Source organism: Streptomyces sp. NPDC013455, from assembly GCF_040632975.1.
Taxonomy (GTDB): Bacteria; Actinomycetota; Actinomycetes; order Streptomycetales; family Streptomycetaceae; genus Streptomyces.
In genome coordinates, this window is record NZ_JBEYCX010000002.1 from 307,123 (window position 1) to 333,819 (window position 26,697).

Below are 26,697 nucleotides of genomic sequence, written 5' to 3' on the forward strand. Positions count from 1 at the left end.
CGAGAGGTAGGAAATGAAGCAGGAACCGGCAGAGCCGATCGCCATCGTGGGGATGGCCGGGCGTTTCCCCGAAGCCCCGGACGTGGACCGGTTCTGGCGTCTGCTGATGGACGGCGTCGACGCCATACGCCCCGTCCCGGCCGACCGCTGGAACGCCCAGGACGTCCTCGACCCGGAGAAGAAGATCCAGGACGTCGGCGGATTCCTTGAGGACGTCGACCAGTTCGACCCCGCGTTCTTCGGCATCTCGCCGCGCGAGGCCGAGGTGATGGACCCCCAGCAGCGGCTGATGCTGGAGACCACCTGGCGCACCCTGGAGGACGCGGGCATCCCGGCCTCCGCGCTGCGCGGCTCCCGCACCGGCGTCTACTTCGGCGGACTCTGGCACGACTACGAGCTGCTGCGCACCGAGCGCGGCGCCGCCCCCACCCAGCACTCCACGGCCGGCAACGCCCTGGACATGCTCTCGGCCCGCATCTCCTACTTCCTCGGCCTGACCGGCCCCAGCCTCACCCTGGAGACCGGCTGCTCCTCCTCGCTGGTCGCGCTGCACCTGGCCTGCCAGGCGATCCGCTCCGGTGACGTGGACGGCGCCCTGGTCGGCGCCGCCAACCTCATGCTCACCCCGGACGTGACGATCGGGCTGACCCACTTCGGCGGGCTCGGCGCGAACGGCCGGTGCAGCGCCTTCGGCGCCACCGCCGACGGGTTCGTCCGCGGCGAGGGCGTGGCCGCGGTCTACCTCAAGCGGCTCGACCACGCCCGGCGGGACGGCGACCGGGTGCACGCCGTCATCGTCCGCACCGCCGCCAACAACGACGGCGGCGGCGAGAGCCTGGTGACGCCGAGCCCGCAGGGCCAGGAGGACCTGCTGCGCCGGGTCTACGAGGGCTCCGGCATCCCGCTGGACCGCGTCGCCTACGTCGAGGCCCACGGCACCGGCACCCGGCGCGGCGACCCCACCGAGGCGGCGGCCCTCGGCAAGGTGCTCGGACAGGCCCCGCAGCGCGCCGGCCGCCCCCTCGCCGTCGGCTCCGTGAAGTCCAACATCGGCCACCTGGAGCCCGTCGCCGCGCTCGCCGGACTGTTCAAGGCGGTCCTCGCGCTGCGGCACGGCGTGATCCCGCCCGGCCTGCACTCCGCCGAACTCAATCCGGACATCCCCTTCGACGACCTCGGCCTGCACGTCGTCCGGGAACCCCTGCCGCTGCCCGAGGACGGCCCCGTCTACCTGGGCGTCAGCTCCTTCGGCTGGGGCGGCACCAACGCCCATGCCGTGATCACCGGTCCGCCGCCCGCCCCGGCCGCGGGCCCGGACCCGTCCGTGGACCCGGCGTCGCCGGTCGTCCTGCCGCTCAGCGGCCACACCCAGGCCGCGCTCACACAGCGGGCCCGTGAACTGGGCGAGGCGCTCCGGCGGCCCGGCGCCGACCCGCGCCGCCTGGCCGGAGCCCTCGGCCACCAGCGCGACCACTTCGCCTTCCGGGCCGGTGCGGTGGCCACCGACGCCGGTGAACTCGCCGCGCTGCTGGAGAAGTTCGCCGCCGACCCGGACGGCGATCTGCCGGGCGTCGTCACCGGCCGGGCCCGGAAGCACGGCCGTACCGCGTTCGTCTTCCCCGGACAGGGGTCGCAGTGGGCGGCGATGGGCCGCCGGCTGTACGCCGCCGACGCCGTCTTCGCGGCCACCCTGGACCGCTGCGCCGCGGCCCTGGCCCCGCACGTCGACTGGGACCTGACCGATGTCGTCGCCGGGGGCGCCGGGGACGCGTGGATGAAGCGCGTCGACATCGTCCAGCCGGTCCTGTGGGCCGTCTCCGTGGCGCTCGCCGCGACCTGGCGGGCCGCGGGCGTCGAACCGGACGTCGTCGTCGGCCACAGCCAGGGCGAGATCGCCGCCGCGACCGTCGCCGGGATCCTCTCCCTGGAGGACGCCGCGCTGATCGTGGCGCTGCGCAGCGCCGTCCTGCTGCGCACCAGCGCGGGCACCGGCCGCATGCTCGCCGTCGACCTGGACGCCGAGGCGGCGCGGGCCGCGCTGGAGGGCTTCGAGGACAGCGTGGCGCTGGCCGTGCACAACGGGCCCCGCTCCTGCGTGCTGTCCGGCGACACCGACTCCGTGCTGCTGCTGAAGGAACTCCTGGAGGCCGACGGCACGTTCTGCCGCCTGGTCGACGTGGACTACGCCTCCCACAGCCCGCTGATGGCCGACCTGACCGGCGAACTGCACCGCGTCCTGGCCCCCGTCCGCCCGCGCCGGGCCGAGACGCCGCTGATGTCGACGGTGCGCACCCAGCTGCTGGGCGGCCCCGAGATGGACGCCGCGTACTGGGTGGAGAACCTGTGCCGCCCGGTGCTGTTCGCCGACGCCATCGGCACCCTGCTCGACCAGGGCGTCACCCACGTGGTGGAGATCAGCGCCCACCCGGTGCTGGTGCCGGCGCTGGAGCAGCTCGTCGCCGCCCGCCCCGAACCGGCCGCCGTCCAGGGCACCCTGCACCGCGACCGCGGCGCCCCCGCCGACCTCGCCGAGTCCTTCGCCCGCGCGTACGTGTCGGGGCTCACCCCCTTCGGGCCGCCGCCCCGGGACCGGGAGACGGACGTACCGCCCTACCCGTGGCAGCGGCAGCGGCACTGGGTGGACTCCGCCCGCCGCCCCGCGGGCCGCGCCGCGGCCTTCGCCTTCCCGCTCGCGCCGGCACCGGACGAGGCCGGCACCTGGCACGGCACGCTCGACCTGGACACCGTCACCCACCCCTGGCTCACCGACCACCGGGTGCACGACGCCGTCGTGGTGCCGGCCGCGGCCGCCATCGAGCTGTGCCTGGGCACCGCCGCCGGCCGCACCGGCGGCCTGCCGGCCGCGCTGCGCGGTCTCTCCCTGGAACGGGACATGACGCTCGCCGACGACGGCTTGCGCCTCGGGGCCGTCTGGCGCGAGGACGCCGCCGACGGCGCCGGCCTCGACCTGCTGTCGCTGCCGTCCGGCTCCGACGGCTGGACCCGGCACAGCACGGTCCGCGTCTCCTACGCGCAGCAGGCGCCGGACGCCGCCGCGTTCCCCGAGCACCTGCTGGACACCGCCGCCTCGGACGCCGACGCCTTCTACGCCGCCTGCACCGGCCGGAACCTGCACTACGGGCCCGCGTTCCAGACCGTGCGGGAGCTGCACGCCTCGGACGGGGAGGCGCTCGGCCTGCTCCGGCTGGACGAGCGCAGCCGGCCCGGCGCCCGCCGCTTCACGCTCCACCCGGCGCTGTGGGACGGCGCCCTGCAGCTGACGCTCCCGCTGTGCGGCGACACCGGAACGGTCGTCCCGGTCGCCGTCGACCGCGTCGACCTGCTGCCCGGCCTGCCGGAAGCGGTCACCGAGCTGTGGGCGCACGCCCGCCGCCGCCCCGACGGCCGCTACGACCTGTGGCTGTACGACACCGGGCGGCGCCCGCTGATCCGGGTGGCCGGACTGCTGCTGCGCCCGCTGGACCTGGACGGCGAAGCCGACCCCGCCCTGGAGCGGGTGCACCGGTTCGCCTTCCACGAGGCCGGACCGGCCGAGCCGGCCGGCACCCCGGGACGGTGGCTGGTGTGCGGGACCGAGCCCGCCGCCGCCGAGGCCGCCGAACTCGCCGCGGCGCTGGGCGCCGACGCGGTGACCCTGCCGGCCGCGGACGCCGGCGCGCGCGCCGCCTGGGCCGAGGTGCTGCGCCGGGCCGGAGCCGTCACCGACGTGGTGTTCGCCGCCCCCGCGGCCGCCGCCGGCGAGCCCGCGCAGCGGGCCGGGCTGACGGCGCTGTCCGCGCTGGCCGGCGCGAGCCTGGACCGGCCGGCGGCACCGCGCCTGACCGTGCTGACCACCCGGGCCCAGGCCGCGGCCGCCGACGAGCCGTGCGACCCCGGCGCGGCCCTGTACTGGGGCTTCACCCGGGTCCTGCGCAGCGAGCACCCGGGGCTGGCCGCCACCCTCGTCGACCGGACCGAGGAGGACGGCTGGGCGTCGGCCGTGGCCGGTGAACTGCGCCTGGAACGGCGCGAGGACCAGGTCGCGCTGCGCGGCGGCCGGCGGCTCGCCGGCCGGCTGGAGCGGATCGCGGCACCGGATGCCGAGGCCGGCGCCCGGGCGGCGTACACCGCCGACCAGCCGTTCCGGCTGCACCCCGGCCCCCGGCCGGGCCAGTGGGAGTCCCTGCGCTTCCTGCCGCTCGTGCGCCGCACGCCCGGCCCCGGCGAGATCGAGATCGAGGTGGACGCCGCCTCCCTCAACTTCATCGACGTGATGAAGGCGATGGGCACCTACCCCGACGACTCCGGCGGCAAGGAGCTGCTGGGCGGGGACTGCGCCGGCCGGGTCGTCGCGGTCGGGCCGGACACCGACGGCTTCCGCGTCGGCGACCGGGTCGTGGCGTGCAAGTTCGGCGCGATGGTCTCGCACCTGACCGTCGGCGCCGCGCACGCCCGGCACATCCCCGAGGGGATGGCCGCGGCGGACGCGGCGGCCCTGCCGCTGGTCGCCGCCACCGCCTGGTACGCGCTGCACGACCTGGCCCGGGTGGAGCGCGACGAACACGTCCTGATCCACTCCGCGGCCGGCGGCCTCGGCCTCGCCGCCGTCCAGGTCGCCCAGCTGCTGGGCGCCGAGGTGATCGCCACCGCGGGCAGCCCGGACAAGCGCGCCCACCTGCGCGGCCTCGGCGTGCGGCACGTCTTCGACTCCCGCGACCTGGCCTGGGCCGACGCGGTGCTGGAGGTCACCGGCGGCCGGGGCGTCGACGTCGTCCTCAACTCCCTGACCGGCGCCGCCCTGACCCGGGGCCTCGACGTCCTCGCCGAGGACGGCCGGTTCGTGGAGGTCGGCAAGAAGGACATCCACGGCGGCCGCCGGCTGGAGCTCGGTGCCTTCCGCAAGGGCATCGGCTTCGCCGCCGTCGACCTGGAGGGCCTGGTCATGCGCCGCCCGGAGCGGTTCGCGCGGATCTTCCACGCGGTGTGGGACGAGGTCGCCGCGGGCCGCGTCCGGCCGCTGCCCGTCACGGCGTACGGCTTCGACCGGGCGGCCGAGGCGCTGCGCGCCATGTCACGCGGCGACCACATCGGCAAGTTCGTGCTGCACGAGCCGCACCGGGTGCGCCGGGTGGTCGCGGACCCGCTGCCCGAGGGCCGGTTCCGCGCCGACGGCGGCTACCTGATCACCGGCGGCCTGGGCGACCTCGGTCTCTCGCTCGCCGAGCACCTGGCCGGGCGCGGGGCCACCGCCCTCGCCCTGCTGGGCCGTTCCGAGCCGGGCCAGGACGCCGCCGCGCGCATCGAGGCGCTGCGCGCGGCCGGGACCACGGTGTGCGTCCAGCGGGCGGACGTGTCCGACGCGGCCGCGCTGGAGCGCGCCCTCGACCGGGTGCGCGCCGAACTGCCGCCGCTGCGCGGTGTGTTCCACGCGGCCGGGCTGCTCGACGACGGTGTGGTGGAGAACCTGAGCGCCGAGCAGGTCGAACGGGTGCTGGCCCCCAAGGCGGACGGCGCCCGGCACCTGGACCGGCTGACCGCCGACGATCCGCTGGACCTGTTCGTGCTGTTCTCCTCGGCCGCCGGCCTGGTCGGCAACGTCGGCCAGGCGGCCTACGCGGCGGCCAACACCTACCTGGACGCCCTCGCGGTGGCCCGCCGGCACGCGGGCCGCCCGGCGCTGAGCGTGCAGTGGGGCACCTTCGACGCGATCGGCCTGGCCGCCCGCAGCGAGGCCCGGGGCGCGCGCCTCGCGGACCGCGGCATGGCCGCCTTCCCCGCGGCCGACGCCTGGCGCGCGCTGGAGGGCTTCCTGCGGGACGGGGAGACGGTCGTGGGGCACCTGTCGCTCGACCCCCGGCGCTGGGTGGAGACCTACCCGGCGGTGGCGGGCCTGCCCAGCTGGAGCCGGCTGCTGACGTCCGGCCGGCACACCGGTCCGGCCGGCGGCGGCTTCGCGGAACGGTTCGCCGCCTGCCCGCCCGAGGACCGCGCCGCGCTCGTCGAGGAGCGGGTACGGGAGCTGGCCGGCCGGGTGCTGCGCATCGCGGCCGACTCCATGGACCGGGAGACCCCGTTCAAGTCCCTGGGCCTGGACTCGCTGATGAGCCTGGAACTGCGCAACCGCCTGGAGGCCGAGTTCGGGCTGCGGCTGTCGCCGACGCTGCTGTGGACCTACTCCAGCCTGCGGCCCCTGGCCCAGGTGCTCACCGAGCGGCTCGCCGAGGCCGCGGAAGGAGAGAAGCGATGACCGCGCCGGAGACGACGGCCGCGGCCGGGGACACCGGCCGCCGGCCGACGCCGATCAGCCGGGCCATGGAGACCATCCGCGCTCTGCGCGAGGAACTGGCCGCGCTGCGCGGCGGGCGGACCGTCGCGGTGGTCGGGGCGGGCCTGCGCGCCCCGGGCGGCGTCGGCGACCTGGACGGCTACTGGCGGCTGCTGGCCGACGGGACGGACGCGGTGCGGCCGATCCCCGAGCAGCGCCGGCACCCCTTCGGCGCGGCCTGGGACGAGGTGCCGCACCGGGGCGGGTTCCTGGACGAGGTGCTGGACTTCGACGCCCCGTTCTTCGGCATCGCGCCGCGCGAGGCCCGCTCCCTCGACCCGCAGCACCGGCTGCTGCTGGAGGTGGCCTGGGAGGCGCTGGAGGACGCGGGCATCCCCGCGGCCGACGCGGCCCGGCGGAACTGCGGGCTGTACGTGGGCGTCACCGGGCAGGACTACCGCGAGTGGATGCCCGGCGAGCCCGACGCGTACTGGGCCACCGGCAACGGCCACTGCTTCGCGGCCGGCCGGCTCGCGCACACCCTCGACCTCACCGGGCCGGTGGCCGCGCTGGACACCTCGTGCTCCTCGTCGCTGCTGGCGGTGCACATGGCCCGGCAGGCGCTGGCCGCGGGGGAGTGCGACCTCGCGCTGGCCGGCGGTGTCAACCTGATGCTGTCCCCGCGCGGCACCGAGTTCGTGGCCCGCACCGGGGCGCTCTCCCCGGACGGGGTGTGCCGTCCCTTCGACGCGGCGGCCAACGGCTTCACCCGCGCCGAGGGCTGCGGTGTCGTCGTCCTGAAGCGGCTGGCCGACGCGGTGCGCGACGGGGACCGGGTGCTCGCGGTGATCCACGGGTCGGCCGTCAACCACGACGGCGCCGCCTCGGGGTTCACCGCCCCGAACGTGCTGGCGCAGACCCGGCTGATCGAGCGGGCGCTCGCCGACGCCGGGCTGTCCCCGGGGGACGTCGGATACGTGGAGGCGCACGGCACCGGCACCTCGCTCGGCGACCCCATCGAGGTGGAGGCGCTCGCCGAGGCGCTGGGCCGGCCGGCGGGCGCGGCCCCCGTGCTGCTGGGCTCGGCCAAGGCCAACCTCGGCCACGCCGAGTCGGCCGCCGGTGTGCTCGGCCTGCTCAAGGCGGTGCTCAGCCTCAGGCACCGGGCCGTACCGCCGGTGGCGCACTTCACCACGCTCAATCCGCGGATCGACCTGGGCGGCACCGGTTTCCGGGTCCCCGGGAAGCTGGAGCCCTGGCCGGCCGGGGCGGGCGCGTACGCCGGCGTCAGCTCGTTCGGGATGAGCGGCACCAACACCCATGTGATCCTGGGCCCCGCCGAGACCCCCGCCGCGCCGGAGACGGTCGCGGTCGCCGGGTTCGAGGTGTCCGCCCGGACACCGGCCGCGCTGCGCGCCTACGCGGCCCTGCTGGCGGACCGGCTGGCCACGGTCGAGGACGAGGACTACCCGGCCTTCGCCTACACCCTCACCCACGGGCGGGCGGCGCTGGCCACCCGGGTGCGGGTCGCGGCCGCCGACCGGGCGCAGGCGCGGGCGGCCCTGCTGGCCCTCGCCGCCGACCGGGAGTGTCCGCAGGTCACCCCCGTGGACGCGGCGGCGCCGCGCGGCTTCGCCGAACTGCCGCGCCGGGTCATCTCGTTGCCCGCGTACCCGTGGGAGCGGCGCCGCTGCGCGCCGGCGGCGCCCGACGCGCGCCCGTGACGGACGGCGGCGGTGCGCGCCGCGGGGCTCAGGCCGCCTGGGCCCGGGCGCGGATCAGGTCGCACACCGCCGCCACCGTGCTGGAGCGCGGGATGTCCTCGAAGGGGATGTCCACGGCGAACCGCCGCTTGACGGAGGCGACGAGCTCGACGACGGCCAGCGAGTCGATGTCGAGCTCGTCCAGCGAGACATCGTCCGAAACGGCCTCCGGCTCGGCGCCGAAATCGATCAGTTCCTGCTCTATGAAGGCTCGTACGGAATCAGGGGTCACGACCTCGGACACGGCTTTCCTCGTCTCTCACGTCGGGTAAGAAAGAACTGCCAGAAGACGAGCGGAGTTTAGCCGGAAAACCGGAGAAAGCGTCGAGTCCCCCGATTCGAAAGCCGTCGCTAAGTATTCCTTAAGCGGGCCGGGTTAAAATCGGAAACCGCTGATATGGCCTTGACGCAGACAGGACATGTGCATGTTTCGGATGCTGGTGAGGCGTGTCCTCCTGGTCCCCTTGAAACTCATCCTCCGCCCCCGGGTAGCGGGACTGCGCAACATACCGCGGAGCGGGCCGTTCATCGTGGCGGCCAATCACCTCTCCTTCTTCGACTCCATCTTCATCGCGCTGCTGGTGCCGCGCCCGCTGTATTTCATCGGCAAGCAGGGCTGGCTGGAGTCGCCCGGCCTCAAGGGGCGGCTCCAGCGGCTGTTCTTCCGCAGCGTCGGGATGATCTCGGTGGACAAGACCAGCGGAACCGGCACCATGGCCGGGCTGGAGCTGTCCCTGAAGCTGCTGGCGGAGGGCAAGGGCGTCGGCGTGCACATCGAGGGCACCCGCTCGCCGGACGGCCGCCTCTACAAGGGCACCACCGGCACGGCGTGGCTGGCGATGCGCAGCGGGGTGCCGGTGATCCCCTGCGGCCTGACCGGCACCGAGCGGGTGCACCCCACCGGCGCCAAGCGGCTCTACGTCGCCTCGTTCGACGCCCGCTTCGGCGCCCCGCTGACCTTCCCGGACCGGCGCGGCCAGGAGGACGACCGCCGCGCCCGCCGCGCCGTGACCCGGGAGATCACGGACGCGATCGCGGCCCAGTCCGGTCAGGAGTACGTCGACACGTACGCGGACACGGTCAAGAGCCGGATGTGACGGGCGCCGGCGGCGCGGACCCGGTCAAGGTCCGGGTGTGACGGCCGCCGGCGGCGCGGACCCGGTCAAGGTCCGGGTGTGACGGCCGCCGGCGGCGCGGACCCGGTCAAGAGCCGGGTGTGACGGCCGCCGGCGGCGTGGACCCGGTCAAGGTCCGGATGTGACGGCCGCCGGCGGCCGGCCGGCGGTCTCAGCCCTCCGCCGCCAGGGACTCCTGGAAGGCGAGGAAGTCGGCCCGCTCCTCGGCCACCACGGCGTGCTCCTCCGCGTAGACGTGGTCGAAGAGGTCCGTCGGGGCCGGGTCCGGCATCGAGCGGACGCCCTCGCGGACGCGGCGGGCGAGCTTCTCCCCCTCCTCGGCGACCTCGGCGAAGAACGCGTCGTCGGCCTGGCCCGACGCGACCAGGTACAGGCGCAGCCGCTCGACCGGGTCGCGGCGCTCCCACTCGGCCCGCTCGGCGTCGGTGCGGTAGCGCGTCGGGTCGTCGGACGTGGCGTGCGGGGCCATGCGGTAGGTGAACGCCTCGATCAGCATGGGGCCCTCGCCGGCGCGCGCCCGCTCCAGCGCGTGCCGGGTCACCGCCAGACAGGCCAGCACGTCGTTGCCGTCCACCCGGACCCCGGGGAAGCCCCAGCCGGCCGAGCGGCGGTAGATCGGGTGCCTGGTCTGCACCGAGGTGGGCGTGGAGATCGCCCACTGGTTGTTCTGGCAGAAGAACACCACCGGCGCGTTGTTGACCGTGGCGAAGGTGAACGCCTCGGCGACATCGCCCTGGCTGGAGGCGCCGTCGCCGAAGTAGGAGAGCACCGCCATGTCGGCGCCGTCCCGCTGCACGCCCATCGCGTAGCCGACCGCGTGCAGCAGCGGCGGGCCGATCACCAGCGTGTACAGGTGGAAGTTGTTCTCGTTCGGGTCCCAGCCGCCGTTGTTCGCACCGCGGTACAGGCCCATCAGCCGCAGCGGGTCGACCCCGCGCGTCCAGGCCGTACCGTGCTCGCGGTAGCAGGGAAAGACGTAGTCCTCGGGCCGGGTCGCCCGGCCGGAGCCGATCTGTGCCGCCTCCTGGCCCAGGCACGAGGCCCACAGACCCAGTTCGCCCTGGCGCTGTAGCGCCGTGGCCTCCGCGTCGAAGCGCCGGGTGAGCGCCATGTCGCGGTACAGGCCCCGCAGTTCCTCGGCCGTTGTGTCGAGGGGGTAGTCGGGGTGCGAGACGCGCTCACCCTCGGGGGTGAGCAGCTGGATCATCGGTGTGTGGTCTGGGATCTCCGCCACTGATTCGTCTCCCCTGATGATGGGTCGGGCGGCCGGCCGGCCGCCCCTGATCGATCCTGCCGCACCACTCGCCGTCACGGCAGGGCGGGACGGCCGGAAACCGTCGCCGCGGCAGGGGACGGCGTGCCGTTCCCGACGTGCCGGCGGACGGTGGTCGAACACTCCGCCCGCGACAGCGCGAACGCCCCCGCCTCGGTGTGAACAGCATGCACACCGGCCGCCGCGGCCCGGAGCCCGGGGGAGCCGGCCGCCGTCACCCGGCCGCGCGGCCCTCCGGCGGGACGGCCGAGGGGCCGCCCCGAAGCCGCGGCCGCCCCGGCGGGCGACCACGCCTCCGCGGCGGCCTCCTGTCCGGAAACCTCCCCCGGGACGGTGCCGCGGGCGTCACGGCCGCCGGCCCCGCGCGGTGCTCCCGGCGGGCTCGTCGTCCACCGCGGTGCCCTCGCCGGGCTCGTCGCCGACCGCGGTGCTCGCGGCGGGCTCGTCGTCCGGCTCCGCGCTCACGGCGGAGCCGGGCGCGCCGTCCCCGCCGCCGCGCCCGATCCGGCCGAACCACTCCAGGGCGGGCGTGGTCGCGGCCGTGGTGACCAGGGCCACGACGACGAGCATCGAGAACACCTCGATGCTGATCACCTTCAGCTGGAGGCCGACGTTGAGGACGACCAGCTCGGTCAGGCCACGGCAGTTCATCAGCGCGCCGATGGACATCGCGTCCCGCCAGGACTGTCCGGCGAGCCGCGCGGCCCCGGTGCTGCCGCCCCACTTGCCGAGCATCGCCACGGCGAGCAGCAGCGCGGTCCAGCCCCACAGCTCCGCGCTCCCGACGAGCCGGGTGAGGTCGGTGTTCATGCCGGTGCCCACGAAGAACAGCGGCAGCAGCACGGGCACCGCGAAGGTCTGCATGCGGCCGGCGGCACGCTCGATCGGGACGGAACCGCGCGGGGTGACGGCACCGAACAGGAACGCGCCGAAGACCGCGTGCACGCCGATGCGGTCGGTCGCCAGCGAGGAGAGGCACACCCCGCTGAACACCAGCACCAGCACCATGGACTCCGAGACCCGGCCGGCGCGGCCGGCCAGCCGCGCCAGCACCGGCCGCACCACGTAGCCCATCACCAGGGCGAAGCCCACGGCCTCGGCCACCGTCACGAGCGCCTGGTCGGGCGAGCTGCTGGTGCTGACGGCGGCCACCACCGCCAGCAGGCACCACGCGCACACGTCGTTGACCGCCGCGGAGGCCATCGCGACCGTCCCGAGCGGAGTCGTGTACATCCCCCGGTCGATCAGGATGCGGGCCAGCACCGGGAACGCCGTGATGCTCATGGCGATCGCGATGAACAGCAGGAAGGGGAGCCGGTCCTGGTGCGCGGCGGCGAGCCGGTCGTACATGGCGAGGGCGGTCAGGGAGCCCAGGGCGAAGGGCACGACCAGACTGGACACGCTCACCGCGACCGCCACGCCCCGGGCCCGGCGCAGCGTGCCGAGGTCGAGCTCCAGGCCGATCAGGAACATGAACGCCAGCAGCCCCAGATTGCCCAGGGCCGACAGGTACGGCATCACCGAGGCGGGGAACAGCCAGTGCTGGGCGTCGGGCGCGAGCCAGCCGAGCAGCGACGGCCCGAGCGCGATACCGGCGGCGATCTCACCGACGACGGGCGGCTGTCCCACCCGGCGCGCCAGCCGAGCGCCCGCGCCACAGGCGAGGATCACCGCCGGTACGGCCAGGAGCAGGTCGGGCAGCGGATCAGGGGCAGACATCGTCAACTCCAGCGGGTGTGTGGGGAACCGGCGAGATCAGACGGGGTGCCGCGACGGCCAGGGCCGCGGAGGCCACCTCGGGGAGGGACCGCCAGGACACCTCGCCCCAGCGCCCGCCCCCGGCGCCGGGCGGTACGGCGATACGCCAGGGCTCGGCGAAGATGCCCTGGCCCAGCGATTTCACGCAGGCTTCCTGGACCGCCCAGACCCGTGCGAAGGCCGCGGCGCGCGCGGGTCCGGGCAGGCTCAGCACCCGCTCGGCCCAGACGCCGCAGCAGCGCCGGACGAGCCGGTCGTCGACGCTCTCCGGCGGGCGCTGCACATCCACGCCGACGGCACCGCACGGCCGTACGGCCGCCGCGGTGCAGCCCTCGGTGTGGGACAGGGAGACACCGGCCGCCAGCCCCTCCAGATACGGCCGCCCGCCCGGTTCCAGCGCGAGCGGCACCCGGGGCCCCGGCAGGCCGAGCACGGACCCGGCCAGCCGGCGCAGCAGCGACCGGCCGCGCACGAACTCCTCGGCGCGCACGGCGTCCATGGCCGCCGTCGCCGCCCGCTCCGGCCCGGACAACTCCGCCCAGTCGTCGTCCGGGTCCCGGGTGCCGGCCGGTTCCACGGCGAGCAGCACCGGCGGCTCGCCGTCGGCCACGGCGACCTCGGTCACCCGCATGGCGCGCCCCCGGCGACGGGTCCGCGCCCGCGCGCCCCCCGCCATGCCCGCGGGCCTCAGCTGTCCCGCCCGCGGCGCAGCAGGGCCGTCATCGGCCCGCCCGAGCCGCCGGCCGGTACCGGCCGCGGGTGGTCGGCGTCGAGGGCCGGCAGTCCGTCGATGCTCTCGACGTTGCCCCTGGCCCGGCGGTCCCACTCGTCCATGGAATGGGTGGACTGCACCTTGTCGAGCACCGGCCGTTCCCCCTTGAGCTCCATGTAGGGGATCGTCCAGCCGCAGGAGTCGGAGATCCGGGTCACGTCGATCACGATGACGGCCCGCTCCCCGGGGTGGCCGGACCCGAACCGGGCGGCGTACCCGGCGTACTCGGGTGCGTCCGGGCGCAGCACCCTGCCGTGGCCGTGCAGGCGCACGATGCGCGAACGGCGGTCGAAGGAGCAGAACATCACCACGATCCGCCCGTTCTGCCGCAGGTGGGCGATGGTCTCCGCCCCCGACCCGTACAGGTCGAGGTAGGCGACGGTGTGCTCGTCCACCACGGCGAACGTGTCCCTGTAGCCCTTGGGCGAGACGTTGACCCGTCCCTCGTCGCCGGACGGCGCCGTGCCCACGAAGAACATCGGCTGTGCCTCGATGAAACGGCGCAGTTCGTCGGTTATCTCCGGGAACACCTTGGACACGGGACGGGGCCTTCCGTTACTCGGGTGGATCTGTGCTCAGGTGGCCGGCTTGGTGGCGCCGAGCACCGTGTCGACGATCGAGAGCGCCTCGGCGACCTCGTCGTCCGTGGCCACGATCGGCGGCAGCAGCCGCAGCGTCGTGGGGTTGCTGACGCACGGCGAGACCAGCAGGCCCCGGCGGGCCAGTCCGGTCGTGACCGGGCCGAGCAGCGACTCCGAGCGCAGTTCGAGCGCCCACAGCAGCCCGCGGCCGCGCACCTCGCTCACCAGCGCGCCGTGCCGTCCGGCGAGTTCGGTGAGCCCGCGCTCGACGGCGGCCGAGACGACCCGGCCGCGCTCGGCGTACCGGTCCACCAGGCCGAGGGTGGCCGGCACCGTGGCGCAGGACAGCGGGTGGCCGCTGAAGGTGGCGGTGTGCACCGAGGGGTTCTCGGCGATCGGCTCGTAGAGGGCCTCGGTGCACAGCATCGCCGACATCGGCATGACACCGCCGCCGAGCGCCTTGCCGAGCAGCAGGGCGTCGACCGGCAGGCCCTGGGCGAGCGCGAGCGACGGCTCGCCGCAGCGCCGCAGACCGGTCTGGATCTCGTCCGCGATGACCATGGCCCCGCTGTCGCGCGCGGCCTCGCACCAGGCGGCGAGGACGTCGGCGGGCAGCGGCCGGACACCGTTCTCGCCCTGCACCGGCTCGAAGATCAGAGCTGCCACGTCTCCCCGGCGGCACTCCCGCGCCACTACATCGGCATCCGCCGGGGAGACATGGGTCGTGGGGGCCAGACTCTCGTCCAGCCCGGCCCGGAACCCGGGGTGGTGCGTCAGGGACAGCGCCCCCAGGGACTTGCCGTGGTAGGCGCCGTTCACGGCCAGCACGCGCGGGCGGCCGGTGACCAGCCTGGCCAGCTTCACCGCCGCCTCCACGGCGTCGCAGCCGTTGAGGCCGAAGTAGACGCGGTGCAGGTCGGCGCCGCCCGGCTGCCCGGCGAAGAACGAGGTGAGGGTGGCGGCGGCGCGCGCGGTGACCGGGTTGCCCAGGACGCGGGTGCTGATGGTCATCACGTCGAGCTGGCGGCGTACCGCCTCGACGACCTCCGGCGGCCGGTGCCCGAGCAGGCCCACCGCGTAGGCGCCGAAGTCCAGCGGGGTGCGCCCGTCGGAGAGTTCGACCCGGCACCCGCTGGCGGAGGTCTCCACCGCGTTGCGGCCGAACAGCCGCAGGCTCACCGAGGTGCGCGGGGAGAAGTGCTGCTTGATCCGCGTGAAGACCTCGGCGGGCGCCACCTCCTCCGGGCCGTACGGGTCCACGCCCGCCGCGTCCGGTGCCACGGTCGCCGTCTGCTGTTCCGTCGACTGGATCATGCCGCCGCCTCCATCGTCACGACCGCGCGCCCGGGGCCCGCGAAGCCTCCCGCGCGGAACACCTCCGGCAGGTCGGCCAGTTGGATGCGCGCCCCGATCAGGGAGCCCAGGTCCAGCCGGCCGGCGCGCACGTGCTCGGCCAGCAGCGGGATGTCCCGGGCGGGGTCGCTGTTGCCGTACACACAGCCGCGCAGGGTGCGGCCGGAGGTGCACAGGTCCTGCACGTTGAACTCCACGGTCTGCGACCGGCCGCCGATGCCCACCACCGTGGTGACACCGCCGCGGCGGGTGAACTTCCAGGCCAGGCGCAGGGTCTCGGGCGCGCCGACGCAGTCGAGGACGTGGTCGGCGCCCATGCCGCCGGTCTCCTTCAGGACCGTGCGCAGCGCCCCGGTGCGGTCGGCGTGGAAGTGGGTGGCGCCGTGCGCGAGCGCCGACTCCTCCTTGGCGGGGTCGGTGTCGACGGCGAACACCGCGCCGGCCCCGGCGAGCCGCGCCGCCTGGAGGACGGCCTGTCCGACACCGCCGGTGCCCAGCACCACCACGGTCTCGCCGGGCCGGACCGCCGCCGTGTGCCGGACGGCGCCGTACCCGGTCAGCACCGTGCAGCCGAGCAGCGCGGCCTGCTCCGGCGGGATGCCGTCCCCGACGGGCACCACGGCCCGCGCCGGGAGCACGACCTCCTCGGCGAACGCGCCGGTGCCGAGGGCGGCCGCGAGCACCGTGCCGTCGCCGGTCCGGGCGTAGTCGGCGCTGCCCGCGGCGGAGGCGACACCGCACAGGTAGGGCTGCTGCCGGACGCAGTAGCCGCAGGTGCCGCACGCCGGCATCCAGTTGAGGACCACGGTGTCGCCGACGGCGACGCCGGTCACCTCGGAACCGGCCGCGACCACCGTGCCCGCGCCCTCGTGCCCGAGCACGGCCGGCAGCCGGTGCGGAATGGTGCCATTGGCGATCGATAGATCCGAACGGCACACGCCCGCCGCGGAAATGCGTACCCTTACCTGATCCGGGGCAGGCTCAGAAATGCTGATGTCGGTGATCTCGCATTCGCCGTCCGGTGTCCTGACGACCGCGGCTTTCATGTGACTCCCCACCCCTGTCTGCCTTTTCCGGCGGTAGCGAACAACCAGCCTGAGCAGGGATGTTCTCCTTGTCAATGTGTATGAGCAACTTCGATTCGGGCATGAGAAAACATGGTTGTGGTCGCCTGGAGTGCTACTGCCGCGTAACGTCTGGAATCCGTTTCGAACGCCGCAAGCACGGCCAGCAAGAGAACGGACAACCGGTTCAGTGAGCGACGTATCCACAGCAGAGAATTTCCGTCTTCTGTCCTGGCTGCAATCACCGAGCACGGAAAAGGGATTGCATGTGGCCGAGCCGGGCGGCGGCTGGTCCTACACGCCCTACTCGGACCTGGCCGAGGAGGTGCGCCACTTCGCGGCGACGCTGCGCGCGACCGACGCCGCGCCCGGCGCCGTGGTCACGCTGCTCGCCACCGAGGTCAAGAGCTTCGTGGTGGCGTTCATGGGCACCCTGGCCGCCGGCCTGACCCCGTCCCCGGTGGCTCCGCCCCGCTCGTACCGGACGACCGAGCGCTACCGTGCCCACCTCGCCCGGATCATCGAAGCGGCCCGCCCGGCCATCGTGGTCACGCAGGAGGACACGCACGCCGCCGCCGAGACCGTCTGCCAGGAGACCGGCGCCAAGGCCGTTCTGGTCCCGGCGCCCACGGCCGACGCGCCGCAGCGGCTGACCGAGCCCGGCCCGGCGCCCGTCGAGCGCGCCGCCGAGGACCTCGCGCTGCTCCAGTTCACCTCCGGCTCGAGCGGCAACCCCAAGGGCGTCCGGGTCAGCTGGGGCGCGCTCACCGCCAACGTCAGCGCCATCCGCACCTGGCTGCGCATGGTCCCGGACGACATCTTCGCCAGCTGGCTGCCGCTCTTCCACGACATGGGCCTGGTCGGCGCCATGATCATGCCGGTGACCAGCGGCGTCGACCTGTGGCTGATGACCCCGGAGCAGTTCATCCGCTCTCCCGAACGCTGGCTCGAGTGCTTCGGCCGGCACGGCGCCACCGTGACCACCGCCCCCAGCTTCGGCTACTCCTACTGCGCCCGCCGCGTGAAGCCGGCCCAGCTGGAGGGCACCGACTTCTCCGCCTGGCGCGTGGCCATCCTCGGCGCCGAGCGCATCGACCCGCAGGGCGTCGCCGACTTCACCACGCTGGTCGCGCCGCACGGCTTCGACGACCGCGCCCTGATGGGCGCCTACGGCCTGGCCGAGTCGACGCTCGCGGTCACCGGCGTACGCCCGGGCGAGGGCTCGCCGCTGCTGCGGATCGCCAACGCCGCCTCCGAGTTCGGCACCCCCGTCGAGGCCGCGGAGCACGGCGCCCTCGGCCGGGACCGGGTCGCGGCCAACTGGCTGGTCGGCTGCGGCCGCCCGGTCGGCGACCTGCGCGTGGAGATCGTGGACGACGACGGCAACCCGCTCCCCGAGGGCCACTTCGGCCAGATCTCGGTGTCCGGCTCCTCCCTGGCCGACGGCTACCTGCTCAGCGACGGGCAGCTCACCACGTTCGACCCGGCCGGACTGCACACCGGTGACGGCGGGTTCCTCTGGGACGGCCAGCTCTACGTGATCGGCCGGGTCGCCGACTCGCTCAAGGTCCGCGGCGCCGCCCTGTTCGCCGAGGACCTGGAGGCCGAACTGGCCCGCCTGGACGGCCTGGACGGCGGCCGCCTGGTGACCCTCCTGGGCAGCGTCGACGGCACCGACCACGCGGTGCTGCTGGTGGAGGCCTCCGCCGCGGACGGCTGGCTGGAGCCGGCGGTCAACACGCTGCGCGCCGCCACCGGCCCCGAGATCAGCCTCACCGTCCTGCTCGGCCGCCGTGGAGCGATCGAGCGCACGTCCAGCGGCAAGCCGCGCCGCCGCGTCCTGTGGCAGCGCCTGCTGCGCGGCGACGCCACCGGCTGGACGCCGGTGCACGGCACGCCGCCGAGCACGTCCACGGCCGACGCGCCGCACGCAGATGCAGGGACCGGTAAGGGAGACGCAGCATGACCGTGACAGCCGAGCACATCGTCGACATCCTCGAAGAGGAGTCGTACACCGCGGAGCCCGCCCGGGCCGGCCGCCTGCCCAGCCCCCGGCGGCTCTACGACCGCTGGGAGAAGCAGCAGTGGGCCATCGCGGACGTCAAGGTGGAGCGCGACCGCGAGAAGTGGGAGGCCATGCGGCCCTACGCCCGCGGTCAGCTCTTCGAGGCGCTGGCCGAACTGGAGGTCGGTGAGGTCTGCGTCTCGCGCACGCTGAGCGGACTGGTGACGCACGCCCCCTCCGACGAGGACCGCATCTACCTGAGCACCCAGGTCGCCGACGAGGCCCGGCACGTCCAGTTCTTCCAGGACTACCTGCACTTCGCCGTCGGCGAGGAGCAGACCATCAGCGAGGCCGATCAGCAGGACTCCGAGTCGGCCTACGGCCGGTTCTTCGAGCCCCAGCTGCGCGCCAGCATCGACAAGGTCTACGACCTCGACGGCGACCGCCTCGCCTGGCACACCGCCGTCATCGAGTACCACCTCGTCACCGAGGGCGTGCTCGCCGCGGCCGCGCTGCACAGCACCCGCCAGCTGGCCCGCCGCTTCGAACTCGCCGCGCTCGAGGAGGGCCTCGGCAACGTGGCCCGCGACGAGTCGCGCCACCTGACCTACGGACTCGCCGCCACCCGCCGCTTCGTCGACGAGGGCCAGGCCGAGGCCGTCTACGACGTGTACCTCGACGGCGTCCGACTCGCCGCCAAGGTGCTCGTGAACCCCACCCACAAGGCCGTCGCCCCCGCGCTGCGGGCGGCCCTGGTCCAGCGCGCCGCCCTGGTGCGCGGCCAGTGGAACGCCTCCAAGGACCGTGCGCTGCGCCAGCTGCGCCTCATCGGCCTCCCCGACCGGCACGACGCCATCGCCGTCGCCTGGGAAGAGGCCATCGACCGAGCCATGGACGAATACGCCAACAACTGGGGTGTCAAGCACCCCGTTGCCCTCGTTGCCGAAACCGCTTAAGGAGCTGGAGAACACCATGACTAACGATGTGGCAAGCCGCGTCCGTCAGCTGGTCGGAGAGATGGTCCCCGCAGGTGCCCGGGAGGTGAGCTCCACCGACCGTCTGATCGAGGACCTCGGTTACAACTCGGTGACCATGATCGAGCTCGCCCTGGTGCTGGAGGTCGAGTTCGACCTCCAGGACATCGCCGGTGGCGACACCGTCGACCTGGTGACCGTCGGCGACATCGAGAACGCCATCGCCACCCTGGCCACCACGGGCTGAGGGGCGACCACACCATGACGACACCCCCCTTCGAGGCGGAACTGGCCGACCAGCACGTCCTGAACGCGCAGCAGGCAGACGAGCTGCTGCGCGGAGCGACGTGGAGCCGGTTCGCCGTCCTCGGTGACTCCATGGCCGAAGGCATCATGGAGGCCACCGCCGGCTACGAGCACGCCCCCTGGGCCGAGCGGGTCCACGCCGCGCTCAAGCGGGCCAACCCGGAGCTGGAGTTCCTCAACACCGGCTGGCGCGGAGTCGTTTCCGCCCAGGTGCGTGCGGATCAGCTGCCCAAGGCGCTGGAGTTCAAACCCGACCTCGCGGGCGTCATCTGCGGCGGCAACGACTTCCTCGCCCCGGAGTTCGACGTCTCCGTCTACCAGGACAACCTCGAGGCCATCGTCGCCCCCCTGGTCGAGGCGGGCACGACGGTGTTCGTGTACAGCCTGATCGACATCACCCGGGCCATCCCGGAGCTGGGCAAGATGCGCCCGCGGATGGAGCAGCTGAACGCCGCCACCCTGGCCGTCGCCGAGAAGTACGGCGCCATCTGGGTGCCGTGCTGGGAGCACCCCGCCGCCGGCGACCGCAATGCCTACAGCTCCGACATGCTGCACATGTCGGCGCGCGGTCACGCGATCATCGCCTCCGAGACGCTCGCCGCGCTCGGCCGGCACCTCGGCAACGAGGCCGCGCTGCCCGAGAACTGGGGCGAGGCCGCGCCGGAGCCCGAGGGCCTCGGCGACGAGTCGGCGATCTCCGGCGTGTACGACTACCTCCTCGGCGGCAAGGACCACTCCGAGGACGAGCGGAAGGTCGCCGAGCGCGCCCTGGCCTCCGTGCCCGGCATCAAGGTGCTGGTCTGGGAGGACCGCAAGTTCATCAAGCGGCTGGTCCGGTTCTACGCCCGCCAGGGCTTCACCCAGATCCTGGACATCGGCGCCGGCATCCCGTCCCGCGGCCGCGTGCACGAGATCGCCCACGCGGTCAACCCGGACATCAAGGTCGTCTACGCCGACATCAACGACGTGGCCATCGCGCGCTACAAGGAGATGCTGGAGGACGTCCCGAACGCCTGGGTGGTCAAGGCCGACCTGACCAAGCCGGAGGAGCTGCTCGCCACCCCGGAGGTGCAGCAGCTGGACTTCACCAAGCCGATCGCCGTGATGTTCCTCGGCGTGCTGCACTTCATCCCGTCGGAAATCCTGCTGCCGGCGATGCGCGTCTACCGCGAGGCGCTCGCCCCGGGCAGCATGATCGGCGTCAGCCACGGCGCCGGCACGGACGCCAGCGCCGGCGAGGCGTACGACGTCTACGCCCGCGCCTTCGGCTTCGCGACCATGCGCAACGAGCAGGAGCTGACCGAGCTGTTCGGCGACTTCGAGCTCGTGGAGCCCGGCGTGGTGAAGCTGCCGGACTGGCGGCCCGACCCGTCCCCGTTCAGCAGCCGCTACGCCAACCTCCTCGGCCCCGTGCACTACCTCGGCGGCGTGGCGGTCAAGCCCGCTCCGGCTGAATAGGGAGAGTCATGACTACCTCAGCGGCGGGCACCGCCCGGCCGGTGAACCCCGGGGCGATCCTGCTGATCGCCTCGGGCGCGACCTTCGTCGCATTCCTCGACACGACCGTGGTCAACGTCGGGTTCAACGAGATCCAGAGCGATTTCCCCAGCGAGTCCATCGCCAACATGACCTGGTTGGTGACCGCGTACGGCGTGTTCTTCGCGGCGCTGCTCACGATGGCGGGACGGCTCGCCGACGTCATCGGACGCCGCAAGCTGTTCCTGCTCTCGGTGGGTGCGTTCACGCTGTCCTCCGCCCTCGCGGCGGCGGCGCCGAACTTCGCGACCCTGATCGTCGCCCGTGCCGTCCAGGGCACGGCGGCGGCGGGCATGATCCCCGCGGCGCTCGGACTCATCCTGTTCAACACGCCCGCGGAGCGGCGTGCCGCCGCGATCGGCACCTGGGGTGCCGCGGGCTCGCTGGCCGCGGCGGTCGCCCCGTCGCTCGGCGCCGGACTGATCGAGGCGACGGGCTGGCGCGCGATCTTCGCGATCAACATCCCGTTCGGCATCCTGATGCTGCTCGGGACGGTGCGCTCGGTGCACGCGGACGAGCCGTCCGGCCGCCCGCTGCCGGACCCGCTGGGCACGGCCGCCTTCACCATCGGCATCGCCTCCGTCGTCCTCGGCCTGTCCGAGGGCGAGACCTGGGGCTGGGACAGCGGCCGCGTCCTCGCCCTGCTGATCGGCGGCGGCGTGCTCACCGTGTTCGCGATCGCCTCCTCGGCCCGGCGCGGTGAGAACCACAAGCGCCCGCCGGCCCTGGAGCTGGACCTGTACCGCAACTCGCGGTACGCCCTGTCCGGCCTCGGCTCCGCGTTCCTCGGCGCCTCGCTGTACACCTGGCTGCTCTCCGGCCCGATCTTCCTGGCGGCGTTCTGGCACTACGACGTCCTGGAGGTCGGCCTCGCGGTCACCCCGGGTGCCCTCACCTCGGCGATCAGCTCCATCGTGGTCGGCCGCAAGGTCAAGCCGCAGCACCAGGGCATGGCCGTGCTCATCGGCGCCTCGATCTTCGCCGTGGTGTGTGCGGCCATGGCGTTCACGCTGGGCACCGAGCCGGAGTTCATGAAGATCTGGCTGTGGGTCTCCATCTTCGGCGGCCTCGGTGTCGGCGCCGCGCTGACCGGTCTGACCGCGCTGTCGGCGGCGGCCGTACCGCCGCTGCGGTTCTCCTCCGGCACGGCCCTGACGATGACCGCGCGCCAGCTCGGCGGCTCCATCGGCGTCGCGGCCATGGCCATCCTGCTGAGCATCCACCGCGACGACCCGCTGGACCCGATGCTGACGGTCTTCGGCTTCTGCGCCGTGACCGCGGTCGTGGCGGCGCTCACCGGACTGGCGGTGCACTTCGCGCCCAAGCCGGCCGCCGCCCAGGGGCAGCCGACCCAGGCCACGGCCGCCGCCAAGGAGCAGTGATCGCATGACGGCAACCACGGCGACCGCCCAGCGCTGGCTCGCCGCGCTGGAGGGGCTGTACCAGGTGCCCGACGACTTCCGCGTCGGCTACTTCGACCGGGCGGGCGCCGTGGACCTGCTGCGCTGCGGCGAGGACGTCTTCGACGAACTCGTCGCGGCGGGCCTGCGGCACACCGGGGAACCGGGTGCGGAACGCTACGACCGGTACGACCTGTTCAACCTGGCGCTCGCCTCCGGCTCGAAGGCGTCGGTGCCGGAGAAGGCCATCGGCTACGCGCTGCGCTGGATGAACCAGGGCCCCGCGTCCTGGACGTCCGGCCTGGAATGGACCTTCTCGGTCAGCATGGAGTGCCCGCACGAGGAGTGCGGCGCGGACCCGTCCTTCAGCCACGCCCGCATGCTGCCCGACCTCGTCGGCGGCGAGCTGCTGTCCTGGAGCGTCGAGCCGGACGGCGTCCGCGACGTCGACGGCCGGCTCACCCTGGACGGCCCCGGACCGATGAGCTTCTCCGCGCAGCTCGCCACCCGGGGCCGGGTCTCCGAACTGAAGTCGCCGGCGCTGCGCCGCATCGTGGACGACTTCCTCGCCGCCGGATACCGCTGGGTGCGGGTGCCCGAACGGCTCCAGTGGGACCACAAGCGGATGATGTCGGCCGGGGTCGCCCCGTGCATCTCCGCCAGCCTGTTCCTGGCCGACGAGTTCGAGAAGGCCGGCTACAAGGCGTTCGCCCGGCGCGGCTGGCTGCTCGGCATCCTCGACCTCGCCCACTCCTGGGTCGAGGTGGAGGACGACGACGGCGTCGTCAAGCCCGTCGACCCGATCGCCGGGTGGCTCTCCGAGTACGCCGACCGACCGGATCCGGAGTTCGCGAAGGCGGCCATCGGCTCCTGGCTCAACCGTCAGCTCCCCGCCGCGCTCGCGGCCGACGGACTGATGGCCACCCACCGTTGCGGGCACCGGGACAGCGAACCCAAGCGCGCGACGATCATCCGCAGAACCAGCTCAACCCAGAAAGGAGCGGTATGACCCAGGCAACGGCAGAGACCGCCGCGCGCGCCGCCGGCTACTTGGCCGAGCTGCCGGACATCCTCGGCAGTGACCAGCGCTTCATCGACATCCTGGGCCGGCTCACCGCGATGTCGGAGCGGGACTACTACGACCCGTACAAGCTCTTCCAGTGGCCCGAGTCGATCGACGAGGACGGGTACTGGATGAGCCCCGAGCTCATGACCGTCCACGGCACCGAGGCCGGGGCCAAGCTGGACGACGCCCAGCTGCGCGCCCTGAGCAAGTGGGAGTCCGTCAACTTCTACAGCCTCAACGTGCACGGCATCCGCGAGCTGCTGACCTCGATCGTGGCCCGCATCCACATGCCCGGCTACGAGGTGGCGTCGGAGTACTTCCACCACATCATCGGCGAAGAGAACGACCACATGTGGTTCTTCGCCAAGTTCTGCCTCAAGTACGCGGGCAGGCTCTACCCCGACCGCGGCATGGTGTTCACCGCGCCGGGCGTCCCGGAGGCCGACACCTTCCTGCTCTTCGCCCGCCTGCTGATCTTCGAGGAGCTCGTCGACGTCTTCAACCAGAAGATGGGTGACGACGAGCGGCTCGACCCCACCGTCCGGCAGATCAACAAGGTCCACCACCAGGACGAGTCCCGGCACATCGCCTTCGGACGGCAGATCGTCGCCCTGCTCCACCGGGACCTGCGCCGGCGCCTCGACAGCGAGCAGCTCAGCGACCTGGAGGCGTACGTCAAGCGGTACATGCGCGCCTCGGTCGAGAAGCTGTGCAACCCGGCGGCGTTCCGCGACGCGGGCCTGCCGGAGCCGTACGCGCTGCGCCGTGCCGTGGTCGCCGACCCCGCCTTCGACGACTTCGTGCACCGCACCCTCAAGCGTTCCCTCACCTTCATGACCAGCGAAAACATATTCTCCAACGGAAGGATCCCCCCGCTATGACGACCGAATCGGCCGCGGCCGCTCCGGGTGGGACCGGTGACCTGGTGCTCGACTTCCTGCTGGCCCGCCGGCCGGAACTGGGCACCATCGACCCGGACTACGACCTGATCGACAACCGGGTGCTCGACTCCCTGGGCTTCGTCAACTTCCTCTACGTGCTGGAGGAGCAGACCGGCCGCGAGATCAGCCTCGACACCGTGTCGCCCGAGGACTTTCGGACGCTGCGACGGATCCGGGAGAGGTTCTTCGATGCCGACTGAGCCGGCCGCCCCGGCCGGGGGTCTGGCCACCCTCGGCCCGGCCGCCGTGGCGCTGCGCGAGACCCTCGACACCGTCTTCAGCGGCTGGGGGGTCGCGGGCGGCGCCGACAAGATGTCCTTCCCGCCCCTGCTGAGCACCGACGACCTGGCCAAGTTCGACTACTGGACGAACTTCCCGCACCTGGGCCTGGTGGCCACCGGTGCCCGCCCGGAGCGCGCCGAGGACCTGTCCAAGGGGCCGCACGAGGAGATCGGCACCGACCTCCTCGCCCCGGCCCGCTTCGCGCTGCCGTCCGCGACCTGCTACGCCGTCTACCTGCACCTGGCGGGCAGCAGGCTGGAGACCCCGGCCCGCATCACCGCGGTCGGCACCTGCTTTCGGCGCGAGGACTACTACGACGGCCTGCGCCGCCTGATGGGCTTCTCCATGCGGGAGATCGTCTGCGTCGGCGACCGCGAGTCCGTCCTGGAGCACCTCAGCAGCTACAAGGACCGGCTGAGCACCTTCGCCGAGCGCCTCGACCTGCCGCTGCGCTTCGAGCCGGCGACCGACCCCTTCTTCCAGAAGGACGCCGCCCGCACCCTGATGCAGCAGCTCTTCCCGGTCAAGGAGGAGCTCATCTACGGCGACGGCCTCGCCATCGGGTCCGCCAACTTCCACCGGAACTTCTTCGGCGAGCGCTGCGACATCCAGCTGGCCGACGGCAGCCCGGCGTTCACCGGCTGCTTCGCCTTCGGCCTGGAGCGCTGGCTGCACGCCCTGCACGACCGCTTCGGCGACGCCCCCGATCTGCCCGACCGGATCAGGGCCGCGGCCGACTGGTGACCTCCCCGGCGCCGCCCGGCGGCGCCACCTCGCGACAACGCCGCACGGCAACCACAAGGAAAGGCCCGAAACATGTCTGAAGCTCCTCCGTCCCGGACGCGGGTGCTGGTCATCGGCGGCGGCCCCGGCGGCTCCACCGCCGCCACCCTGCTCGCCCGGCAGGGCGTCGAGGTGACGCTCCTGGAGAGCGCGGTCTTCCCGCGCTACCACATCGGGGAATCCATTCTCCCGTCCGTACTGCCGGTCCTGGACCTGCTCGGCATCCGCGAGAAGGTGGAGGAGTACGGATTCGTCCGCAAGGACGGCGCCTACTTCGAGTGGGGCCCGGAGAACTGGGACCTCAACTTCGACCACCTCAGCGGCGCCAACCGGCACAGCTACCAGGTGATCCGCTCCGAGTTCGACCAGCTGCTGCTGGAGAACGCCAAGGAGAAGGGTGTCCAGGTCTTCGAGGGCACCCGCGTCAAGGAGGTCTTCTTCGACGGCGAGCGTCCGGTCGGCGCGCAGTGGAGCGCGGACGGCAAGGAAGGCCGTATCGACTTCGACTTCCTCGTCGACGCCTCCGGCCGGGCCGGCGTGATGGCGACCAAGTACCTCAAGAACCGCCGCTACCACGAGGCGTTCAAGAACGTCGCCACCTGGGCGTACTGGAAGGACATCAAGCCGCTGGAGGTGGGCCCGAAGGGCGCCATCGCCGTCTGCTCGGTGCCCTACGGCTGGTGGTGGGCGATCCCGCTGCACGACGGGACCTACTCGGTCGGCCTGGTCGCCAAGCGCACGACGTTCAACGAGGAGCGCGAGCGGCTCGGCGGCATCCAGGAGGTCTACGAGGACGCGATGACGCAGGCTCCGCGCATCGCCGAGATGACCAAGGGCGCCACGCGGCTCACCGACTTCAAGACCGAGCAGGACTACTCCTACGTCTCGGAGCGCAAGTGCGGTCCGGGGTACGTCATGGTCGGTGACGCGGCCGCCTTCCTGGACCCGCTGCTGTCCACCGGCGTCCACCTGTCCACGTTCTCCGCGCTGCTCGGCGCCGCCGCGATCTCCGCGATCATCGACGGCGAGCTGTCCGAGGACGAGGCCATGAACTTCTACGAGAAGGCCTACCACCAGGCCTACGAGCGCCTCCTCGTCGTCGTCTCGTTCTTCTACAAGAGCTACAACCGCCAGTCGCAGTTCTTCGAGGCGAACAAGCTCACCCGCCGCGAGCGGCACATGCTGCACCTGTACGAGTCCTTCCTGCACATCGTCACCGGCATGGAGGACATCAAGGACTCCACCGACGGCGAGGAGGCCCTGGAGGAGGTCTCGGAGAACCTGGCCACCCAGCAGAAGCTGACCGCCGGGCACAACGAGGCCCTGAACTCCATGCCCACCGACGCGCGCAGCGCCGTGGGCGGCCTCTACCTGGAGCTCGAGCCGAGGCTGCGGATCCGCCGGTCCAGCGACGTGGCCAACACGGCCCAGTAGGAGCC

General features: G+C 73.3%; 20 protein-coding genes. 13 read left to right on the plus strand and 7 right to left on the minus strand.

What is annotated here, in order from left to right; genetic code table 11:
• The first annotated feature begins 13 nt into the window (after positions 1–13).
• On the plus strand, positions 14–6,247 hold the full coding sequence (locus tag ABZ576_RS05515; protein ID WP_360736096.1) for a type I polyketide synthase: 6,234 nt from the start codon (positions 14–16) through the stop codon (positions 6,245–6,247).
• Complete coding sequence (locus ABZ576_RS05520) at positions 6,244–7,989, plus strand: polyketide synthase (RefSeq protein ID WP_360736099.1); 1,746 nt, start codon at positions 6,244–6,246, stop codon at positions 7,987–7,989. Before ABZ576_RS05515 ends, ABZ576_RS05520 begins: the two co-directional genes overlap by 4 nt.
• 28 nt (positions 7,990–8,017) lie before the next feature.
• On the opposite strand, the gene ABZ576_RS05525 is transcribed toward ABZ576_RS05520, so the two are convergent.
• Positions 8,018–8,272 (minus strand): acyl carrier protein, encoded by a 255-nt coding sequence (locus tag ABZ576_RS05525; protein WP_360736102.1) that lies wholly within the window; start codon positions 8,270–8,272, stop codon positions 8,018–8,020.
• 220 nt (positions 8,273–8,492) lie between these two features.
• Between ABZ576_RS05525 and ABZ576_RS05530 the strand changes: the two genes are divergently transcribed.
• Complete coding sequence (locus ABZ576_RS05530) at positions 8,493–9,125, plus strand: lysophospholipid acyltransferase family protein (RefSeq protein ID WP_360736104.1); 633 nt, start codon at positions 8,493–8,495, stop codon at positions 9,123–9,125.
• 190 nt (positions 9,126–9,315) lie between these two features.
• Here the strand turns inward: ABZ576_RS05530 and pdhA are convergent, their stop codons facing one another.
• The 6 genes from pdhA to ABZ576_RS05560 all read right to left on the minus strand — a co-directional run bounded on the left by pdhA (position 9,316) and on the right by ABZ576_RS05560 (position 15,947).
• Positions 9,316–10,419 carry a pyruvate dehydrogenase (acetyl-transferring) E1 component subunit alpha gene (gene pdhA / locus ABZ576_RS05535; protein WP_360736661.1) on the minus strand — a complete coding sequence of 368 codons (1,104 nt, stop codon included), beginning with the start codon at positions 10,417–10,419 and terminating at the stop codon, positions 9,316–9,318.
• 363 nt (positions 10,420–10,782) lie between these two features.
• The gene (locus ABZ576_RS05540) at positions 10,783–12,156 is read right to left on the minus strand and encodes a cation:proton antiporter (protein WP_360736106.1); all 1,374 of its coding nucleotides are present in this window, start codon (positions 12,154–12,156) and stop codon (positions 10,783–10,785) included.
• A complete protein-coding gene (locus ABZ576_RS05545) occupies positions 12,143–12,826 on the minus strand; it encodes a 4'-phosphopantetheinyl transferase superfamily protein (protein ID WP_360736109.1) in 684 nt (227 codons plus the stop codon). The genes ABZ576_RS05540 and ABZ576_RS05545 overlap by 14 nt, the downstream gene beginning before the upstream one ends.
• A 56-nt stretch (positions 12,827–12,882) precedes the next feature.
• Positions 12,883–13,506 (minus strand): pyridoxamine 5'-phosphate oxidase family protein, encoded by a 624-nt coding sequence (locus ABZ576_RS05550; RefSeq protein WP_360736112.1) that lies wholly within the window; start codon positions 13,504–13,506, stop codon positions 12,883–12,885.
• A 36-nt stretch (positions 13,507–13,542) separates the two neighbouring features.
• A complete protein-coding gene (locus ABZ576_RS05555; protein ID WP_360736114.1) occupies positions 13,543–14,862 on the minus strand; it encodes an aspartate aminotransferase family protein in 1,320 nt (439 codons plus the stop codon).
• A complete protein-coding gene (locus ABZ576_RS05560) occupies positions 14,859–15,947 on the minus strand; it encodes an alcohol dehydrogenase catalytic domain-containing protein (protein ID WP_360736116.1) in 1,089 nt (362 codons plus the stop codon). Before ABZ576_RS05560 ends, ABZ576_RS05555 begins: the two co-directional genes overlap by 4 nt.
• A 286-nt stretch (positions 15,948–16,233) precedes the next feature.
• Between ABZ576_RS05560 and ABZ576_RS05565 the strand changes: the two genes are divergently transcribed.
• The 10 genes from ABZ576_RS05565 to ABZ576_RS05610 all read left to right on the plus strand — a co-directional run bounded on the left by ABZ576_RS05565 (position 16,234) and on the right by ABZ576_RS05610 (position 26,692).
• Complete coding sequence (locus ABZ576_RS05565) at positions 16,234–17,931, plus strand: AMP-binding protein (RefSeq protein WP_360736118.1); 1,698 nt, start codon at positions 16,234–16,236, stop codon at positions 17,929–17,931.
• On the plus strand, positions 17,928–18,926 hold the full coding sequence (locus ABZ576_RS05570; protein ID WP_360736120.1) for a ribonucleotide-diphosphate reductase subunit beta: 999 nt from the start codon (positions 17,928–17,930) through the stop codon (positions 18,924–18,926). Before ABZ576_RS05565 ends, ABZ576_RS05570 begins: the two co-directional genes overlap by 4 nt.
• A gap of 16 nt (positions 18,927–18,942) precedes the next feature.
• Positions 18,943–19,191, plus strand: coding sequence for a hypothetical protein (locus tag ABZ576_RS05575; RefSeq protein WP_360736122.1), 249 nt, complete (start codon positions 18,943–18,945; stop codon positions 19,189–19,191).
• Between the two features lie 14 nt (positions 19,192–19,205).
• Positions 19,206–20,708, plus strand: a complete 1,503-nt coding sequence (locus ABZ576_RS05580) for an SAM-dependent methyltransferase (protein ID WP_360736125.1) — start codon at positions 19,206–19,208, stop codon at positions 20,706–20,708.
• Between the two features lie 8 nt (positions 20,709–20,716).
• The gene (locus tag ABZ576_RS05585) at positions 20,717–22,168 is read left to right on the plus strand and encodes a DHA2 family efflux MFS transporter permease subunit (RefSeq protein ID WP_360736127.1); all 1,452 of its coding nucleotides are present in this window, start codon (positions 20,717–20,719) and stop codon (positions 22,166–22,168) included.
• A 4-nt stretch (positions 22,169–22,172) separates the two neighbouring features.
• On the plus strand, positions 22,173–23,195 hold the full coding sequence (locus ABZ576_RS05590; RefSeq protein WP_360736129.1) for a hypothetical protein: 1,023 nt from the start codon (positions 22,173–22,175) through the stop codon (positions 23,193–23,195).
• A complete protein-coding gene (locus ABZ576_RS05595) occupies positions 23,192–24,133 on the plus strand; it encodes a diiron oxygenase (protein WP_360736131.1) in 942 nt (313 codons plus the stop codon). The genes ABZ576_RS05590 and ABZ576_RS05595 overlap by 4 nt, the downstream gene beginning before the upstream one ends.
• On the plus strand, positions 24,130–24,393 hold the full coding sequence (locus tag ABZ576_RS05600; RefSeq protein WP_360736134.1) for an acyl carrier protein: 264 nt from the start codon (positions 24,130–24,132) through the stop codon (positions 24,391–24,393). Before ABZ576_RS05595 ends, ABZ576_RS05600 begins: the two co-directional genes overlap by 4 nt.
• Complete coding sequence (locus ABZ576_RS05605; RefSeq protein ID WP_360736137.1) at positions 24,383–25,219, plus strand: hypothetical protein; 837 nt, start codon at positions 24,383–24,385, stop codon at positions 25,217–25,219. The genes ABZ576_RS05600 and ABZ576_RS05605 overlap by 11 nt, the downstream gene beginning before the upstream one ends.
• A gap of 72 nt (positions 25,220–25,291) precedes the next feature.
• Positions 25,292–26,692, plus strand: a complete 1,401-nt coding sequence (locus ABZ576_RS05610) for an NAD(P)/FAD-dependent oxidoreductase (RefSeq protein WP_360736140.1) — start codon at positions 25,292–25,294, stop codon at positions 26,690–26,692.
• Positions 26,693–26,697 lie beyond the last annotated feature (5 nt).

Coding starts and splice junctions, on each gene's coding strand:
- ABZ576_RS05515 (WP_360736096.1), top strand. CDS start 14: ATGAAGCAGGAACCGGCAGAGCCGATCGCCATCGTGGGGATGGCCGGG.
- ABZ576_RS05520 (WP_360736099.1), top strand. CDS start 6,244: ATGACCGCGCCGGAGACGACGGCCGCGGCCGGGGACACCGGCCGCCGG.
- ABZ576_RS05540 (WP_360736106.1), bottom strand. CDS start 12,156: ATGTCTGCCCCTGATCCGCTGCCCGACCTGCTCCTGGCCGTACCGGCG.
- ABZ576_RS05545 (WP_360736109.1), bottom strand. CDS start 12,826: ATGCGGGTGACCGAGGTCGCCGTGGCCGACGGCGAGCCGCCGGTGCTG.
- ABZ576_RS05555 (WP_360736114.1), bottom strand. CDS start 14,862: ATGATCCAGTCGACGGAACAGCAGACGGCGACCGTGGCACCGGACGCG.
- ABZ576_RS05560 (WP_360736116.1), bottom strand. CDS start 15,947: ATGAAAGCCGCGGTCGTCAGGACACCGGACGGCGAATGCGAGATCACC.
- ABZ576_RS05570 (WP_360736120.1), top strand. CDS start 17,928: ATGACCGTGACAGCCGAGCACATCGTCGACATCCTCGAAGAGGAGTCG.
- ABZ576_RS05575 (WP_360736122.1), top strand. CDS start 18,943: ATGACTAACGATGTGGCAAGCCGCGTCCGTCAGCTGGTCGGAGAGATG.
- ABZ576_RS05580 (WP_360736125.1), top strand. CDS start 19,206: ATGACGACACCCCCCTTCGAGGCGGAACTGGCCGACCAGCACGTCCTG.
- ABZ576_RS05585 (WP_360736127.1), top strand. CDS start 20,717: ATGACTACCTCAGCGGCGGGCACCGCCCGGCCGGTGAACCCCGGGGCG.
- ABZ576_RS05590 (WP_360736129.1), top strand. CDS start 22,173: ATGACGGCAACCACGGCGACCGCCCAGCGCTGGCTCGCCGCGCTGGAG.
- ABZ576_RS05595 (WP_360736131.1), top strand. CDS start 23,192: ATGACCCAGGCAACGGCAGAGACCGCCGCGCGCGCCGCCGGCTACTTG.
- ABZ576_RS05600 (WP_360736134.1), top strand. CDS start 24,130: ATGACGACCGAATCGGCCGCGGCCGCTCCGGGTGGGACCGGTGACCTG.
- ABZ576_RS05605 (WP_360736137.1), top strand. CDS start 24,383: ATGCCGACTGAGCCGGCCGCCCCGGCCGGGGGTCTGGCCACCCTCGGC.
- ABZ576_RS05610 (WP_360736140.1), top strand. CDS start 25,292: ATGTCTGAAGCTCCTCCGTCCCGGACGCGGGTGCTGGTCATCGGCGGC.